This is a genomic window from Bacteroides sp. CAG:189, assembly GCF_000432295.1.
Lineage (GTDB): Bacteria > Bacteroidota > Bacteroidia > Bacteroidales > Bacteroidaceae > Bacteroides > Bacteroides salyersiae.
Map to the genome: position 1 here is coordinate 82,248 of NZ_HF991125.1, position 18,405 is coordinate 100,652.

General features: G+C 44.6%; 11 protein-coding genes and 1 pseudogene (1 of these 12 cut by a window edge). 10 read left to right on the forward strand and 2 right to left on the reverse strand.

Annotated features, from left to right (window positions below; translation table 11 throughout):
• The 9 genes from QVP90_RS18750 to QVP90_RS18790 form a co-directional block, all read left to right on the forward strand.
• Window positions 1–4,065: leucine-rich repeat domain-containing protein (locus QVP90_RS18750; protein WP_288204918.1), on the forward strand; the 4,065-nt coding region annotated here is incomplete at its 5' end.
• Window positions 4,066–4,625: 560 nt separating this feature from the next.
• Window positions 4,626–7,520: an HsdM family class I SAM-dependent methyltransferase gene (locus QVP90_RS18755; RefSeq protein ID WP_005928388.1), complete on the forward strand. Its 2,895-nt coding sequence runs from the start codon at window positions 4,626–4,628 to the stop codon at window positions 7,518–7,520.
• 1 nt (window position 7,521) lies between these two features.
• Entirely contained in the window at window positions 7,522–8,199 is a 678-nt protein-coding gene (locus QVP90_RS18760) for a hypothetical protein (protein WP_005928386.1), read from the forward strand.
• A gap of 150 nt (window positions 8,200–8,349) precedes the next feature.
• Entirely contained in the window at window positions 8,350–10,392 is a 2,043-nt protein-coding gene (gene metG, locus QVP90_RS18765) for a methionine--tRNA ligase (protein WP_007479705.1), read from the forward strand.
• Between the two features lie 51 nt (window positions 10,393–10,443).
• Window positions 10,444–11,898: a lipopolysaccharide biosynthesis protein gene (locus QVP90_RS18770; protein WP_021937281.1), complete on the forward strand. Its 1,455-nt coding sequence runs from the start codon at window positions 10,444–10,446 to the stop codon at window positions 11,896–11,898.
• 1 nt (window position 11,899) lies between these two features.
• Window positions 11,900–12,898, forward strand: a complete 999-nt coding sequence (locus tag QVP90_RS18775; RefSeq protein ID WP_021937282.1) for a glycosyltransferase family 2 protein — start codon at window positions 11,900–11,902, stop codon at window positions 12,896–12,898.
• On the forward strand, window positions 12,895–13,812 hold the full coding sequence (locus QVP90_RS18780) for a beta-1,6-N-acetylglucosaminyltransferase (protein WP_021937283.1): 918 nt from the start codon (window positions 12,895–12,897) through the stop codon (window positions 13,810–13,812). The genes QVP90_RS18775 and QVP90_RS18780 overlap by 4 nt, the downstream gene beginning before the upstream one ends.
• Window positions 13,809–14,735 carry a glycosyltransferase family 2 protein gene (locus QVP90_RS18785; RefSeq protein ID WP_007479702.1) on the forward strand — a complete coding sequence of 309 codons (927 nt, stop codon included), beginning with the start codon at window positions 13,809–13,811 and terminating at the stop codon, window positions 14,733–14,735. The genes QVP90_RS18780 and QVP90_RS18785 overlap by 4 nt, the downstream gene beginning before the upstream one ends.
• Complete coding sequence (locus QVP90_RS18790) at window positions 14,735–15,937, forward strand: glycosyltransferase family 4 protein (protein ID WP_005928374.1); 1,203 nt, start codon at window positions 14,735–14,737, stop codon at window positions 15,935–15,937. The genes QVP90_RS18785 and QVP90_RS18790 overlap by 1 nt, the downstream gene beginning before the upstream one ends.
• Here QVP90_RS18790 and wecB read toward each other — a convergent pair.
• The gene (gene wecB / locus QVP90_RS18795) at window positions 15,901–17,028 is read right to left on the reverse strand and encodes a non-hydrolyzing UDP-N-acetylglucosamine 2-epimerase (protein WP_021937284.1); all 1,128 of its coding nucleotides are present in this window, start codon (window positions 17,026–17,028) and stop codon (window positions 15,901–15,903) included. The genes QVP90_RS18790 and wecB overlap by 37 nt on opposite strands.
• Window positions 17,029–17,030: 2 nt before the next feature.
• On the reverse strand, window positions 17,031–18,233 hold the full coding sequence (gene wecC, locus QVP90_RS18800) for a UDP-N-acetyl-D-mannosamine dehydrogenase (RefSeq protein WP_021937285.1): 1,203 nt from the start codon (window positions 18,231–18,233) through the stop codon (window positions 17,031–17,033).
• 101 nt (window positions 18,234–18,334) lie between these two features.
• On the opposite strand from wecC, the pseudogene QVP90_RS18805 reads away from it, so the two are divergent.
• Window positions 18,335–18,405, forward strand: a pseudogene (locus QVP90_RS18805) (glycosyltransferase family 4 protein) (it continues 1,232 nt past the right edge of the window).

The window sequence follows — 18,405 nt, forward strand, 5'->3', positions numbered from 1 at the left end:
AGCCTAAGAACACTTAAGGATCAGGCTTTTGAAGGATGCGAAAATTTGCAAAGCATAATACTGGCAGACAGTTTAACCGGAGAGATAGGAAATAGAGCATTCTACAACTGTAAATCATTAACCACGATTACAATTCCGGACAAAGTCGAATCTATTGGACAATACGTGTTCAGTGGTTGTAACGTTCTCGAAGAAATAACCATCGGAAACGGAGTTAAGAGCATATCGGGTTATGGACCATTTGAAGGATGTAGCAACCTTAAGAAAGTGGTCATCGGAAACGGCCTGACAGATTTAACCGGCAGTATATTTCAAGGTAAAACAAATCTAACAGAAGTCATATTAGGGGAAAATATAACAACAATAGGAAGTTTCTGTTTTAATGGATGTACCGGACTGGAGAAGATCGTATTACCTAAAAAACTACGTAATATAGAGGGGGGAGTATTCTACGAATGCGACAATTTAAGAACGATTGAAATGCCCGACAGTTTAAGAATACTTAAAGATCAAGTTTTTCAAGGATGTGAAAACCTACGAAGCATAACGTTACCGGACAGTTTAGAAAGTATAGGGAATCAAGTATTCAGAGATTGTAAAGCCTTGAAATCAATAACTATTCCGTCAAAAGTCACATCTTTAGGACAATATGTTTTTTATGGATGCAGTGCCTTGGAAAGTTTTATTTTAGGAGATGGAATTGAAGAAATATCTACTTATGACCCTTTTTACGAATGTAATAATCTTCGTTATGTAAAACTCAACGATAAACTTACCTATATAAGTAATTGGTTCTCCAATAAAAGTAACCTGGAAACTGTTGTTTTAGGAAACCAAGTCACAACAATTGGTAATTCTGCTTTCGCCAATTGTAAATCACTCCAAACCATCAACATGCCGGAAACATTAACAACCATTGGAAATTCGGCTTTCAGCGGATGTAGTAAATTGGCTTCTATTTACATTCCGGAAAGTGTTAATAAAATAGAGAACTATGCCTTTAGCAACTCCGGACTTCGTACATTTACACTTCCTCAAAACATAACGATCATCCCTAACTACGTTTTTAATAATTGCGATAGTCTACGAACAATTACTCTAACTCCTCAATTGACTGCCATAGAGGAAGATGCTTTCAATTCCTGCGACAGTGTAAAAGATATCACTATCAACAATGAAAATGAAACCATTATTGCCACAGCCGGAAAATTCGCCAGCATTCAAAAAGTGACCTTTGGAGATTTAGTTACTGCCATCCCCGATAACCTATTCAAAGACAAAAAATATCTGAAAGAAGTGAAGTTCGGCAAAGAGTTAGCTGCCATTGGAGCCAATGCATTTTATAATACCGGCTTAGAGAAATTCACCCTGCCCGATCAGGTGACAACCATTGGCGAAGCCGCTTTCAAAGGAAACAAACAATTGACTGAATTCACTCTAAGCAAAAGCATCAACGAGATCCCTACAGAAGCCTTTGCCGGATGTATTAAGTTGGATTCCATCGGATTCCCTGCCTCCATTCGTAAAGTGGGTAGTAAAGCTTTCGACGGTTGTGACTCATTGCGGGTGATCGAATTAAATCCGGAATTAACAGAAATCGGTGAATATGCCTTTTATAATGCCGGAGACAAAAAACTGGAAAGCATCACCATCCCGGCCAAAGTGAAAAGTATAGGAAGCTATGCCTTCGCAAGTTGTGATACATTAAGTAATATCACGCTTGGTGAAGCAGTAGACAGCATTGCAACATACGCATTCCAAAAATGCCGCTGCCTGAAAGCAATCACTTTGCCGGCAAAACTGCGTAAACTGGAACACGATGTGTTCAACGGTACAGAGATTGCATCGCTCAACATCCCGGATCAAGTAACAGATGTCACCGGAGTATTCAACGGATTAAATAGCAAATTAACCTCCGTCACTCTCGGTAACGGGATAAAGGCACTTCCCGAAGGAATATTCAACAGTTTCTCCGCCCTACAAAGTGTCAGAATAGGAACCGGTGTCACCAAACTGCCAAGCAATACGTTCTATTATTGCAAGGCGTTGACCGATGTTACCATCGGAGCTAATGTCACGACCCTGGACGCTTATAGCTTCGGCTATTGCACAGCCTTGAAACAACTCAGCATCCCGGAGAAAGTAACCGATATACACGAAAATGCTTTTTACGGTACGGCCTTGACAGACTTAGCCCTAAATATGGAAGAGATCAAAGATTACGCCTTCAACAACCGGACGGATCTGACCCAAATTACCATCGGCAAAAACGTAAAACGCATCGGCGTTCAAGCATTCGGATATACCAATATCACAAACATCACACTACCCGAAAATCTGACTACTATTGCCGAAAAAGCTTTCTATGGAACTAAGCTGCAAAACATCCGCATCCCGGCATCGGTAAAAACCGTAGGGTCACAAGCATTCTACAACTGCAAAGAACTGCAAAGCGTGGAAATAGCAGCCGGCTCGGTATCGATCGGCAAACAGGCTTTCCAAGCCAGCCCGAAATTAACCACCGTCATCATGAAAGAAGGCGGCGAAAAGAACATTGCAACAGAAGCATTCTACAACTGCCCGGCACTGGAACAAGTCACTCTTGCTTCCACCGACTCCATTGGCACACGGGCCTTCTCCAACTGCCCGAAGCTGGCAAGCATCCATATACCCGCCAAAACCATAGGCGCCTATGCCTTTGCCAATTGCAGTACACTGACCGATGTGACCTTCGCCGAAGGCATGGACTCTATCGCCGACTACGCTTTTGTCAACTCAACGAATATCAACAGGGTGGCATTGCCGAACAGTCTGCGCACAATCGGCGCCTATGCATTTAGTGCCGAAAATAAAGAGAACTCATTAAGGAGCATCAGTTTCGGGAACAATCTGGAAACCATCGGAAAGAATGCGTTCTATAAAAGCACACAGGTAAAGGACATCGTCATCCCCGACAAAGTAAAAACCATACGGCTCAATGCTTTCAGTAATTGTGAAAATCTGCGTACGGTAAGCGTAGGCAGTGGAGTAGTCACCGTTGAACCCTTTGCTTTCAATGCCAACCCCAACCTGATGTCCATCACATGGAACAGTAAAACACGTATCGAAAACGATGCTTTCAACAGTTATGCCAAAAACTGCCTGATGTATGTCACCGCACAGACAGAGGTTCCTCAAAAATGGTATAATGTGATTCGCGACGGGGTGGCCGAGAACATTGAAATAGCAGATAAATATCCGTTCCATTGCTGGAAAGCATTTGAAGCGAAGAAAGCCATATTCCGCAAGACGTTCAGTCTGGAAACCGGACGTGGCAACGTGTCCAAGGGATGGGAGTCAATCACACTGCCATTCGATGTCAGCCGCATATGGTTCGAGTCAAAAAGTACCGAGCTCCTGCCGTTCGGCGCAGAAGGAGCAAGTACACGCCGTTTCTGGCTACGCGAACTGGGAGAAAACGGATTCCAGTCGTGTCAGCAGATAAAAGCACATACCCCTTACATTATCGCCATGCCGAACAACCGGGAATATGACGAGCAATATAACATCACCGGAGAGGTGCAATTCATAGCCGAAGATTACCGGATACCTGTCACACCCGAAGTTCTGCCAATCGTAGAAGGACCGAAATTCAATTTTGTCCCGACGCTTACAGCAGTCGAACAATCACAGGAGGTATATGCCCTGAACATCGATCCATACAACACGGAAGAGACAACCGGTAGCGTATTCGAACGTTATCGCCGTGACGTAAAGCCGTTCGAAGCTTACGTTACAGACAAACCGGGGTCGCTCAATGCGCCGCTCATGTTCAGTATCGGTGACAATGGCGGTGGTGCCACCGACATACGCATAACGCTGGGCGAAACCATCGATAACGTGAAAGCATACAGCCGAAACGGTATCCTTTACATCGAATCGGACTGTACACGTACCATCGAAATTTATGGTGTAAACGGCATGTTGCTCCGTAATGCAGAAGTGAATGAAGGAATCAATCAGGTGACCGACCTTGATGAGGGCGTCTACTTCCTTGAAGGACAAAAAGTGATTGTGAAACAATAAAATCATCATTGAGCCTCAAACAGAAAGCCAACCATTACTGAAACCATTACTGAAAAGAAACCCGTCATCGGCATGTATTTGTCAATGACGGGTTTCTTTTCAGTAATGATTAAACGATGACCGGGTAGCACTGAAGTTGTTAATTTGACAAGTACAGGGAGGAAGCGTTTTTCGAGTCAATGAGGGCCGCCCGATACAAGGAAGTAGTCACAAATGCTATTGTTCATTGTATATCAAATCATTAACTGTTCATCTCCTAAGTAAATGAATCTATATTCTTAGCCTGCAAGAATACGTATTTAATACTGTGTTAAATACAATTTTTTGTCAACAAGAATACGTATCTTTACAGGCAAAGAATTAATGTTTTGCAACAGAAGAAACAATATGCCGCAAAACGGAATTAACAATGTTAAAATCAGACATACGATTTTCTCATTGACAAGTTCTTAAAGAACGGTAATACAACAAAAATATCATGTTTTAAGTCCGATGATTTTAAAACAATACCGAAAAATAGTATCTTTACCGAAAAATAGAGTTTAGACATTAGAATTTGTATGCCAATAGCCCACTTTGAAAGAAAAATTCAAGAACTCAACTTTTCCTTTATTTCTGAAAAAGGAACCAGTGGAGTGTTATTGACTCAAAACTATGAAAGTCTTTCAAAAGCCATATCCGCACCAGACATTCTTTTCGCCTTAGAAACCGCAAAAAATAAATTCGGTGCAGATGCTGTGTATTTCCGCTATTTCCAAGATAGCAGAGCCGCCGTGCCACAGCTATATATCTTTGACTATACCCTAAAACCGTTAAGCTCTCAAGAAAAAAACCGCATACACAGAAATATGTGGAATGGTTATCAGGTACCTGTATACATCATCATCGAGAAGTCATCTGTGAGCTTTTTCGACGCAAGAGAAAAACCCGATTACAACAGGGTAAATTATGCACAAGAGATAATCATAAAAACAGGAGAAGCCATTAGAAATTTTAATGCGCAAAGCTTTGATAATGGCCTATTTTGGGAAGAGGAAATAAACAAAAATCATTTTCAATTTGAACAATCGGCGACAAAAGATTTAATCCGTGGCCTTAAAGAGGTATATGCCAGTTTTCAAAAAGAATCCGGTTTGGACAAGCACGTAGCCTTAAAATTGCTGGTTCAATGTCTTCTTATAAAATATCTGGAAGAACGGGACGAAGATTCACAGAGCGGGTACTTTGCAAGTACTTACTTTCAAAAACATTTCCAATGCAACGGATTTTGTGATGTTATCCGTCAAGGCAAACTTCTTGACTTATTAGATAAATTAGCTTCTGATTTCAATGGGAAGATATTTCAATGGGACAAGGAAAAAGAAGTAAAGGAGAGAACATCCATTAGAAAAACAGAAATCAAATACCTGGCAAACTATTTAGATGCCAATATAGAAAACAATCAATATGTTTTCTGGCGGCTATATTCATTCTCACACCTGCCGGTAGAAGTAATCAGTTCTGTATATGAAGAGCTATTGACCGATAGCAAGGACATCGTTTACACACCCGAAATGATCGTCTCCACTTTAGTGGACGAATGCATGCCTCTGCAATCTCCTCAAAAAGATTTTAAACTGATCGATGTAAGTTGTGGCTCCGGAATATTCTTGGTTAAAGCCTACAAACGCATCGTTCAATGGTGGCGGTATGAACAATGGCAAAAAACAGGCAAACTGGAGAAACCGTCGCTACCGGTATTAAAAGACTTATTATTAAAGAGCATTCATGGAGTAGATATTGAGCAAGATGCCATTCGTTTGTCTATTTTCAGCCTGGCCCTTGCAATCTTAGATGAAGTAAATCTGGATTCTCCGACATGGGGAGAGTTGAAATTTCCTGATCTGAACAATAATATCATCACAAAGAACTTCTTTAAATATGTAACGGAAAATCCACCCAATGACTTTTCATTGGTGATTGGAAATCCACCTTTCAACTTGCCGTTTGTAAATGATAAAGAACCTGCCAGAAAGGAATATTTTAAAAAGTTAGAAAAACAGTTTGGTTATAAAACAGAAATAGATATACCGGACGAAAATCCCGCACTACACTTCTTAGTACAATCTATGAAACTTCTAAAAGCGGGAGGAATACTTTCTATGATTCAACCATCCGGACCGTTATTGTATCAAAAAGACTTAAAATTCAAGGAAGACGTCTTTTCTACATACAATTTATTGCAAGTTATTGATTTCACCAAACTGGCAGATAAACTATGGGGTAAAAAGAACGTGTCAACAGCAGCTGTGTTTTTACAGAAATCAAGACCGGACTCAGAACCTGTTTTACATCTGATAGCCAATCGTACCTTCTCAAATGCAAATAAACTTTTTTTAGAGTTTGATTATTACGATTTCCACTTCATGTCTAAAAATGATGCTATTTTTAAGCCATACACATGGAAAGCACATTTATTAGGAGGAGGCCGAATTACATCTCTCATTGAAAGATTGTCCACTTTGCCCACTCTAAAAGAATTTTTAAAAGAAAAAGAAAGAAAAGAGGGTTGGTGTGTGGGTATCGGATATATCATTGGCGACAAATCCAATAAAGCCGATTTTATAACCGGAAAAGAGACTATCCCCGTAGAAGCGTTAACCGAAAACGGCATTGATGAAAAACAAATCCACGAATGTCTGATTCAACGTTTCGAAAGACCCAGAAAAACAAAAAAGAAAATTTATGAAGGGCCGCATATTCTGATAAGAGTGATAACAGGCAACCAAGGAATTCCAATTGCTTATTCGGAAAAATACCTGACTTTTCCATTCGGCATAATCGGTATTCATGCGCCTCAAGATGATAAATCAGAGTTATCCGCATTATATGATTATTTAAGAGAAAACAATAGTTTACTAAGAAGCTATATTCTGGCAACGAGTGGAAGAGCCATGATTGGAAAAGCCACTTCAATCAACAAAGATGATATTATGAGGATTCCGTATTCGCATAACAAAAACGATATCATATTCTCTGAGGCAGAAAAGATCATCATAGAAGAAATTGCTGATAAAAGAAAAACAGAAGAAATAGCGGTTCTAAATGCAGACATAACCAAATTCGCATCTGTTTTTTGTAAAACGCTCAATAGTGTTTATCAAATTGATAACGGAAAATTCCAACCTTATAAAATATTAAATACCGAAAACTACATTGCCATACATTTTGAGTACGGCAAAGAGTTGCTTACTGTATCAGAAGAACAAGTTTTCAATTTAGAACAGTATATACAAAATGTCATTCCTCAAAAAAATATCAAACGCCCACACACACATATTCAGAAAATAATGAAAGTGTATGGTAAAAATACTATTATATTAATAAAACCGAAGCAATTACGCTATTGGCTTCCGTCTATTGCCTTACGTGATGCCGATGAAGTGTTTGCAGACTATATAAAAGCCCGTTACTAAAATGTTCAAAGATAGTTTGCCTTCATATCAATTGCCACAACCGAATGATTTATCAGTTCCTCCCAAACACGAAGTAGAACAAATTGTATCATTCATTGACAATCACATAGCAGATTTTCCACACTACTATAATCAAAATAAAGATTCTGTCAGGGAAAATTGGATTAGCAACCTTTTAGTCCGCCATTTCAACTTATGTAATTGTGAAAACGGAGGGTATCTGCCATATGAATTCAGTAAAAACCCGCCACAAGCAAGCTCTACAAGAGAAACGGATATCGGTGTATATATCAATACCAGAAATTCAAAGGTTATTCCGATAATGGAGTTTGAGGCTAAACGTTTCTCTGAGACATCCAACAATCAAGAATACGTTTATGGAGAACGAGGCGGAATAGAACGTTTCAAAAAAGGAGAACATTCAAAGCATCTCAAAGAGTGCGGAATGTTTGCGTATGTGCAAAGCCGAACCATTGAAGAGTGGTTTTCAAAAGTAAATGGTTGGGTGATTTATCAATCGCAAAACAGCATAAACGAGTCCATAGATTGGACAGAAGATGAACAATTAGCCAAAGTCTCATTGCTTGGATCCGTCGAAAAGTTTGCATCCTGCCATAAAAGAAACATATCCAATGATACTATTTTCCTCTGGCATTATTTCATCGATTTGACTCCCTGATCACGATCACAAAAAGAATTTCGTATCCCGGAAGAGTAAAAACGTATTAAATACATTTCTATTATCAGCAAAAACAAGAAATAAAAAAGAATTTCCCTACCTTTGTGGGCTATTAATGATAAGAGAATCATAAAAATAATCCCTATATCAATGGAAAAGAACTTTAAAAGAACCACAGTGACCTCGGCTCTGCCATATGCCAACGGGCCTGTTCATATCGGACATCTGGCAGGTGTATACGTGCCGGCAGATATCTATGTCCGTTATCTGAGATTGAAAAAAGAAGACGTACTCTTTATCGGCGGTTCGGATGAACACGGTGTGCCTATCACAATCCGTGCCAAGAAAGAAGGTATCACTCCACAAGATGTAGTAGACCGTTATCATTTCCTCATAAAGAAATCTTTTGAAGAGTTCGGCATCTCATTCGACGTATACAGCCGTACTTCCTCAAAAACGCACCATGCACTGGCCTCAGACTTCTTCAGGAAGTTGTATGATAAAGGAGAATTTATCGAAAAAACGTCAGAGCAATACTACGATGAAGAAGCGCACCAGTTCCTTGCCGACCGCTATATCACAGGCGAATGCCCGCACTGCCATTCGGAAGGAGCTTACGGCGACCAATGCGAAAAGTGCGGAACTTCCCTTTCACCGACAGACCTTATCAATCCGAAGAGTGCCATCAGTGGCAGCAAACCGGTGATGAAAGAAACCACCCACTGGTATCTCCCGTTGGATAAGCATGAAACATGGCTGCGCCAATGGATTCTGGAAGATCATAAGGAATGGCGTCCTAACGTATACGGACAATGCAAAAGCTGGCTCGACATGGGGCTGCAACCACGTGCCGTAAGCCGCGACCTCGACTGGGGGATTCCTGTTCCGGTAGAAGGTGCCGAAGGGAAAGTTCTCTATGTATGGTTCGACGCTCCTATCGGCTATATCTCCAACACGAAAGAGTTATTGCCCGACACTTGGGAAACTTGGTGGAAAGATCCTGAAACGCGTCTTATCCATTTTATCGGAAAAGACAACATCGTATTCCACTGTATCGTGTTCCCGGCCATGCTGAAAGCCGAAGGCAGTTACATTCTGCCGGACAACGTGCCGAGCAACGAATTCCTCAACCTTGAAGGCGATAAGATTTCCACTTCGCGCAATTGGGCCGTATGGTTGCATGAATATCTGGAAGACTTCCCCGGCAAGCAGGACGTGCTCCGCTATGTACTGACCGCCAATGCACCGGAAACCAAAGATAACGATTTCACATGGAAAGACTTCCAGGCACGCAATAACAACGAATTGGTGGCCGTGTATGGCAACTTCGTAAACCGGGCTCTGCAGCTTACAAAAAAATACTTTGACAGTGTAGTCCCTGCCGCGGGAGAGCTGACGGACTATGACCGCGAAACACTGAAAGAATTTGCCGATGTAAAGGCAGAAGTAGAAAAGTTGCTCGATGTATTCAAGTTCCGTGATGCCCAGAAAGAAGCAATGAATCTGGCTCGCATCGGAAACAAGTATCTGGCAGATACCGAACCGTGGAAACTTGCAAAGACCGACATGACACGCGTTGCTACCATTCTGAATATCTCCTTACAGTTAGTTGCCAACCTTGCCATCGCTTTCGAACCGTTCCTGCCATTCAGCAGCGACAAACTTCGCAAGATGCTGAACATGGACAATTTCGATTGGGCAGAATTGGGACAAACAGACTTGCTTCCTACCGGACATCAATTAGGAACTCCCGAATTACTGTTCGAAAAGATAGAAGACGATGTCATCCAAGCGCAGGTAGACAAATTGCTCGCAACCAAAAAAGCAAATGAGGCCTCCAATTACAAAGCCAACCCGATCAAGCCGGTCATCTCATTCGATGATTTTGAAAAATTGGATATCCGCGTAGGTACAGTATTGGAATGCGAGATGGTGCCCAAGATGAAGAAGTTACTGAAATTCAAGATCGCCGACGGCTTAGAAAACCGTACGATCGTTAGCGGTATCGCCCAGCATTATCAACCGGAAGAATTGGTAGGTAAGCAGGTGTTGTTCATCGCCAATCTGGCTCCGCGCCAGTTCAAAAACGGACTGGTAAGTGAAGGCATGATTCTTTCTGCCGAAAATTACGATGGCTCGCTGGCCGTCACTTCGCTATTGAAAGAAGTGAAGCCCGGCAGCGAAGTAAAATAAGCGGTAAAGCGTCTCAAACGGATATTCCAACAAAAAAGCAGACGTACTATCATGGGGGAATCATCACTAAAAGAGAAAACAGCGAAAGGACTATTCTGGGGAGGGTTCAGCAACGGCGCACAGCAGTTGTTGAATCTGGGCTTCGGAATAGTCCTTGCCCGTTTATTGGATGCTTCCGACTATGGCATGATAGGCATGCTCGCTATTTTCTCCGCCATAGCCGGCACGTTGCAGGAAAGCGGGTTTACCGTGGCACTGGCCAATAAACAGAAAGTGAGCCACGAAGACTATAATGCCGTATTCTGGTTCAGCACACTCACGGGAGTCGGAATATACATCCTTCTCTTTTTCTGTGCCCCATTCATTGCCGACTTTTACAATAACCCCGATCTCACACCGCTGGCACGTTATGTTTTTCTCGGTTTCCTAATATCCAGTACGGCAACAGCCCACAACGCTTATCTGTTCCGGAACCTGATGGTAAAACAGAAGACAATGGCACAGATACCCGCATTGCTGTTGTCGGGGACGGTAGGCGTCCTCATGGCATACAACGGAATGTCTTATTGGGGCATAGCCACACAAACCCTGACATTTATCACTGTCGTGAATCTCTCATTCTGGTACTTCTCTCCGTGGAGACCGACCTTTCACATTAACTTCCGTCCACTGAAATCGATGTTCGGCTTCAGCAGCAAAATATTGGTGACCAACATCTTTACACAAGCCAATAATAACATTCTGTCTACCCTGTTAGGCCGTTTCTTCACGGAACAGGAAGTGGGCTACTACACCCAGTCCAACAAATGGAACACTATGGGATACTCTTTCATCAGCGGTACGGTAAGCAGCGTAGCACAACCCGTCCTGACAGAAGTCTCCAATGACCCGGCACGCCAGTTGGGCGTCCTGCGGAAAATGCTCCGTTTTACCGCATTCCTATCCTTTCCGGCCATGTTGGGACTGGCATTCATAGCCCGCGAATTTATCGTTATCACCATTACGGAAAAATGGCTTCCTTGTGTCCCTATGCTGCAAATGCTCTGTATCTGGGGGGCATTCATGCCCATCATCACCCTGTATTCCAATCTGGTCATCAGTAAGGGAAAATCCAACATTTACATGTGGAACACCATCGTATTGAGCCTGCTGCAACTAACTGCAATGCTTGTGAGCTATCCTTACGGTATTGCCGTGATGATACAATGTTTTGTCTGTCTCAATATTCTCTGGTTACCCGTATGGCAGTATTTTGTCTGGAGAGAAATACGCTTAAGCTTTTGGATGGCACTGAAGGACATACTCCCGTTTGCCATCATCGCATCGGCAACAATGGCAATCACCTGGTATGTGACATGCGGAGTTTCTAACTTATATCTCTTGTTTGCCGCCAAAATAGGAATCAGTGCCGCACTTTATTGCTTGCTGATGTGGGGAAGCCGTGTCTCCATTTTCAAAGAAAGCCTTCAGTTCATCGGCAAAAAACTGCTTGGGAAAAAGAAATAATATGAAGCAGGAAGAAAGGAATAATAACCAAACAGAATGCGGAAAACCGGCACATGCCGCTATCAGTGTCGTGATACCGCTATATAACGGAGCGGCCTATATAGAGCGTTCCATCCACTCGGTATTGGCACAAACCGTACTTCCGGCAGAAATATTAGTGATCGATGACGGCTCTACAGACAATGGGGCTGCTCTGGTAATGCAAAAAAACTATCCGTTGGTACGCCTCATCAGCCAAGCCAACGCCGGAGTATCGGCTGCCCGCAACAAGGGTATTTCCGAGTCACGATATGAATATGTAGCTTTTCTGGATGCAGACGACCAATGGACGGACAATCACCTGGAAATTATTGCCGGCCTGATAAAGAAATATCCCCGATGCGGAGTATTCGGAACTTCTTATTATTTCTGCCGCCCCGGCAAAAAACCGTTTCTCCCTGTACTACCCGACCGGTTCGCCTTCGACGGGACGGATACGATTCTTGACAATTACTTTGAGATGGCATCGGGCGTCAATCCACCCCTGCACATGAGTTCATATGCCGTACGGAAACAGAGCATAGAAGCCTTCGGCGGATTTCCCACCGGTATCCCTGCCGGAGAGGATATCATCACACTGGCACGGCTGCACGCTACTTGTGACATTGCTTACTCCAAGCATCCCACTTCCATTTACTACCTCAATCCGAGCGAAGGGAAAAAGATACGTCCCATACTGTGGCACAATCCGATCGACCAGATGTTCGACGAACTGCTCCGCACTGCCGCCCACAGAAAAGGAGTACGCCGTTACGTTTCTTCCTGGCACAAGGGAAGAATGGTAGGCGCTTTCTTTGCGCACCGCTACAGGCTGGCTATAAGAGAATTCTTCATCGCCATGCGCATATTTCCTTTTCAAAAGAAGCTGTATACAGCGCTGTTGGCCACTCTATATGCCTTAGGTACTCATCGGGATCTATACGACATCAATCAGTCCATCCTTCAAAAACAAAAGAAATGAACCGGATCGCCTATATTATTTCAGCATACAAAGATGCTCCGCATCTGTCGCGTCTCATTAAAGCATTGGATGAAGATGCTGATTTCTACGTACATATTGACCGGAAAGCAGACAGCCGTCCGTTCAAAGAACTGTTGCCGGAAGGCAAGGTCACCTTTGTACAAAGCCATTGGGTGAGCTGGGGAGGCTGGGAACAAGTGGAATATCAGAAGGAGCTGTTAGCTGCCGTACTACACAGTGGCATAGAGTATACGCGTATCGTATGCTTAAGCGGTCAAGACTACCCTTTATGGCCGAACAGAAAAATCCACCGGTATTTTGAAGAACATCGGGATACGGAATTTATCATGGGAATGAACCTGACCCGCTCCGCCGACAAACGGCAAATCGCCAAAATAGTGTACTATCACTTTTTCCGCGACCTGAAATGGGAGAATCTTTGGCTAAAGAATAAATTTATTGTGGCATCACGCCACCTGATGAAGTGGCTTCCCATACGAAAAGCCCCTATCGTACGGATAGGCAATAAGGAAAGTGACATATATTGCGGCTCGGATTATTGGGGTATCACCCTGCCTTGCGCACAATATGTTTATGAAAAACTTTGTACCGAAAAAGAGTTGGTACGTTATTTCAAAACAAGTTTCGTACCCAGCGAATTGTGCATACAGACGCTTGTATTCAATTCTCCCTTTGCCGCCCGCGCATTATCCGTTGAAGGAGGATATACAGGACTCTCTGCCCTGACACCCCTACATTATATTATATATGGGAAATCCATCAAAGTGCTGACTTTGGAAGATTGGAGCGCACTGCAACAATCCGGCAAGATGTTTTGCCGGAAAGTGGTAAGCGGTGCATCGGACTCTCTCGTTAAAACCATTGAAACAGAACGAAAACAGGAAATTTCATGAAAATATTAGTCATCATCGTATCCTATAACTTTGAACGCTGGATAGACCGTTGCCTGAACAGCCTTCGCCAATCCGAGCAGCAAGCGGATGTCGTTGTGATAGACAATGCTTCGCAAGACCGTACCGTTTCACTCATCGAGAGCCGTTATCCCGAAGTCCGCCTTATCAAGAGCAAAGAGAATCTCGGTTTCGGACGCGCCAACAACATCGGCATGAAAATCGCCCTAAAAGAAGGATACGATGCTGTTTTCCTCTTGAACCAAGACGCCTGGATCGATGCCAAAGTACTTGGAGAACTGAGTGAACTAAGTCGGAGCCATCCCCGTTACGGCATTCTCTCGCCCATACATCTGACCGGTTCGGGAGAGAAGTTGGAACAAGGCTTTGCCGGTTACTCCAATCTCAGCAATCTGGAAGAGGTGAAAAAGCAAGAACTGAAAATCCGGCAAGAAACAAACGGACAGTCCGGACTCATCCCTCTGCCTTTCGTCAATGCCGCTTTCTGGATGATTCCGTGCAATGTGTTGCGAACCGTAGGTGGTTTTTCTCCACTTTTCTATCATTACGGCGAAGATGTGGACTACGCTAATCGCATCAAACATCACGGTTATCTCATCGGCTATTCCCCTAAAGTATTCGGTTGCCACGACCGTGAAAACAGGACAATCAGCCATGAGGTCTTCCTACGTTCCGAACAAATCTACCATCTGACGGAATATGCCAATATTAATTATTCTTTTAAGAAAGCATTTGGCTACAGCGTACTGGCATGTGTCAAAAAATCCTTAATAGCTCTTGTCAAAGGAAAAGCAAAAACGGCTGGTACATACGTCATCATAACTACACGATTGCTGAAACGAACTGCCGAAGTCAGAAAGTTCCGGAAACAAAGCAAACTGAGAAACGCTAATTATCTACAATAATGAAAGTACTTTATACCTTCGGAGGAATACCGCATTACCTCAGCGCCATGCTCAACAAGCTGTGCACTAAAGGAGTAGAAATCACCGTAGTCACTCCCCAAAAAGGAAACGCCACCATCGGCAAGGGAGTAAAAATGGTGGAAGGCGGTACCTATAAGCACCTCACGACAGAGGAGAAAAAGATGTTCTACGGCAAAAGCGCTTATCCCGCATTGCCGGACATCGTACGCAAAGAAAAGCCCGACATACTTGTCATGGGCTGGCCCTACTTCCTGCAAATATTCTTTCAGCCCAAGCTCCGGCGGGTAATGAAAGAGTGCAACACCCAACTGGTAATCCGGGAGATCCCCTTCCAAACCCCACCCTATGGAAAAATAAAAGAATACTTCCGTGCCAACCCGATGTACGACGAGAATATGCGCCTGCTTAGCACCGGTCCAGGGTTCTATCTGAAACAATGGTTCACAGCCCGGATTCGTAAATACTGCTACGCCCGGACGGCAGGAACATTGAACTACTCTACAGTGGCCTACGAGATCCTCCCCTCTTACGGAGTAAAAAGAGAACAGATACACGTCACATACAACTCCACAGATACGGAAGCCTTATTGAAAGAAAAAGAAACCGTAGTAAACTCCACCCCGTTGCTCCCGCCCTCCGAAAGGCGGCTTCTACACATCGGACGCTTAGTGAAATGGAAACGGGTGGATTTACTGATCAACGCTTTCCACCGGACGATCCACTCTTTCCCCGATGCCGAGTTGGTGATTGTCGGCGACGGACCGGAACTAAAACATCTGAAACAACAAGCAGCCGAATCGGGGTTGACAGATTCCATCCGGTTCATCGGCGCAGTCTACGACCCGGAAAAGCTGGGTGCTTACATGAACGAATCTACCGTATATGTACTGGCCGGTATGGGCGGACTTTCCATCAACGACGCCATGACCTACGGCATGCCGGTGCTCTGCTCGGTATGTGACGGCACAGAACGTGACCTGGTGATCGATGGCAAGAACGGCTTCTTTTTCAAAGAGGGTGATGCGGACAGTCTGGCCGAAAAGATCAGCGAATTGTTCTCTTCTCCTGCACTATGCAAAAAGATGGGAAAAGAATCCGAACGGATCATTCGTGAAAAGATAAATATCGAAACAGTCAGTGCACGCTACTTGAGAGCGTTCACGATTCTTTCGCAAGCCTGACCATCACCGTAAGGATTGTGCGTCTCGGACATACGCTTGTAAAGTTCTTTGTTACGCAACAATTCCACTACGTTGCCCACAATGGTCTCGGCATCCGTGCCCACCAGTTTCACTGTTCCAGCTTCCACCGCTTCGGGCCGTTCGGTGGTGTTGCGCATCACAAGCACCGGTTTACCCAACGAAGGCGCCTCTTCCTGTACACCCCCGCTATCGGTCAGCAACAAGATGGAGTGCTGCATGGCATAAATAAAAGGCAGGTAGTCCAACGGAGAGATCAGAAAAACGTTATCCAGTCCGGACAACAGCTCATAAACCGGTTTCTGCACATTCGGGTTCAGATGCACAGGGTAGACGATATCTATATCGGGATACTGCGAAGCCAACTCCCTGATAGCCTTACAGATGTGCAGGAACCCTTCGCCGAAATTCTCACGGCGGTGGCCGGTAACGAGGATATAATCACGTTCGCCCACAGTGTAACCTTTCTCTTGGATCTCCTTATGTATCTGTTCTTCCATCCCCGTCTTCGTAGCAATGATGTCGACCGCCATCAGCAAAGCGTCTATCACCGTATTGCCGGTAACGAAGATTTTCTTCTCTTCTATGTTCTCCCGCAGAAGATTCTGCCGGGATTGCCCGGTAGGCGCAAAATAATACGTGCAGATGCGGTCCGTCACCTGGCGGTTCATCTCCTCGGGCCAAGGCGACAGCATGTCGTATGTGCGCAGCCCCGCTTCCACATGCGCCACTGCAATCTGCCGGTAGAAGGCAGCCAATGAAGCCGCCATCGAGGTGGTAGTATCGCCGTGCACCAGCACCACATCGGGCGCAAAATCCTGCAATACGTCCCGCAGCCCTAACAGCACTTTCGAGGTAATGTCGTATAAGTCCTGATTGGGAGCCATGATGTTCAGGTCATAATCGGGCGTAATGCCAAACACTTCCAACACTTGGTCGAGCATCTGCCGATGCTGTGCCGTTACACATACTTTTGTTTCGAAATGCTCTGTATCCTTCTGAAACTCTTTCACCAACGGTGCCATCTTGATGGCTTCGGGGCGAGTACCGAACACTAATAGAATTTTCTTCATCTTTACTTTCTTACCCCGCAGAAGTCCAACTCCAATTTATCCTTTGCACGCGGCATCTCCACAAAAGGAGCGTGGCGAACAAGCCACACCACAACATCAGCTTTCGCATATGCTTCCCGGTAATCGGTGAGGTGGAAGCTGGGGTGCGAAGTAATATTCGGCTCCACAATCAGCACATCCGCTCTCGATTCGGAGATGATACGGGAAGCGATATATTTGGCAGGGGATTCCCGCAGGTCGTCGATGTTGGGTTTGAAAGCTAACCCCATGCAAGCCACCACCGGTTCCCGGTCGTTCTTTTCCACAAAGGCCTGGCAGGCCTCCATCACCTTGTTGGCACACCAGTCCGCCTTGTAATCGTTTGTTTCGCGGGCACGCTTGATGAGCTGCGCCTGTTCCGGATAATCGGAAACGATGAACCAGGGGTCCACCGCAATACAGTGTCCGCCCACTCCACATCCCGGTTGCAGGATATTGACACGTGGATGCTTATTGGCCAGTTCTATCAGCTCCCATACATTTACGCCCGCCTTGTCGCAGATCATGGAAAGTTCATTGGCAAAAGCAATCTGGGAGTCGCGCGAAGAGTTCTCGGTCAGCTTGCACATCTCGGCCGTGCGGGCATTAGTTCGGTGGAGTGTTCCCTTCACAAAAGCGGAATAAAATTCGATTGCTTTCCCGGTAGATTCCGGATTGATACCACCGATCACCCGGTCGTTGTGCACCAACTCGTAAAGCGTGTTTCCGGGCAACACCCGTTCGGGACAATAGGCTATGTACAGTTTATCTTTCAGTTCCGGACGTTCCTTATAGATGACCTCCGCCATCCGTTCGGTAGTAAACACCGGGGAGGTAGACTCGATGACAAACAAATCTCCCTCCTTAAGAAAAGGAATTACCGAACGCGTCGCGGACTCCACATACGTGATATCCGCCCGGTGGTTCTGCTTGAAAGGGGTAGGCACTACCACAAAGAAAGCATCCGCCTGCTCGGGTTTCGTCGTTGCCCGGAGGGCGCCGTTGCAAACCGCTTCCTTCACTACTTTGGCCAAATCGGGCTCCACGATATGTATCCGCCCTTGATTGATGGTATCTACCACCACCGGATTTACGTCTACTCCAATCACCTGATAACCGTGGGTTGCAGCAACTGCCGCCGTAGGAAGGCCAATATAACCCAAGCCCAAAAACAGAACTTTTTTCATGTCAAAACCTATTTAATATAGTGCCGCAAAAGTACAAATAATCCACGACTTTATACGAATTCTCACAGAAAACCGCTACTTTTGCCAAAACATTCAGGCACATGAGAGTATTGATCATTAATACATCCGAACGTATCGGCGGGGCGGCGGTGGGGGGCAGCCTGCGTTTGGG

What these genes read in the sequence shown, in the direction of transcription:
- wecB (WP_021937284.1), bottom strand. Translation starts at nt 17,028, where the DNA reads ATGAAGAAAATTCTATTAGTGTTCGGTACTCGCCCCGAAGCCATCAAG.
- QVP90_RS18760 (WP_005928386.1), top strand. Translation starts at nt 7,522, where the DNA reads ATGTTCAAAGATAGTTTGCCTTCATATCAATTGCCACAACCGAATGAT.
- QVP90_RS18790 (WP_005928374.1), top strand. Translation starts at nt 14,735, where the DNA reads ATGAAAGTACTTTATACCTTCGGAGGAATACCGCATTACCTCAGCGCC.
- QVP90_RS18785 (WP_007479702.1), top strand. Translation starts at nt 13,809, where the DNA reads ATGAAAATATTAGTCATCATCGTATCCTATAACTTTGAACGCTGGATA.
- QVP90_RS18775 (WP_021937282.1), top strand. Translation starts at nt 11,900, where the DNA reads ATGAAGCAGGAAGAAAGGAATAATAACCAAACAGAATGCGGAAAACCG.
- metG (WP_007479705.1), top strand. Translation starts at nt 8,350, where the DNA reads ATGGAAAAGAACTTTAAAAGAACCACAGTGACCTCGGCTCTGCCATAT.
- wecC (WP_021937285.1), bottom strand. Translation starts at nt 18,233, where the DNA reads ATGAAAAAAGTTCTGTTTTTGGGCTTGGGTTATATTGGCCTTCCTACG.
- QVP90_RS18755 (WP_005928388.1), top strand. Translation starts at nt 4,626, where the DNA reads ATGCCAATAGCCCACTTTGAAAGAAAAATTCAAGAACTCAACTTTTCC.
- QVP90_RS18770 (WP_021937281.1), top strand. Translation starts at nt 10,444, where the DNA reads ATGGGGGAATCATCACTAAAAGAGAAAACAGCGAAAGGACTATTCTGG.
- QVP90_RS18780 (WP_021937283.1), top strand. Translation starts at nt 12,895, where the DNA reads ATGAACCGGATCGCCTATATTATTTCAGCATACAAAGATGCTCCGCAT.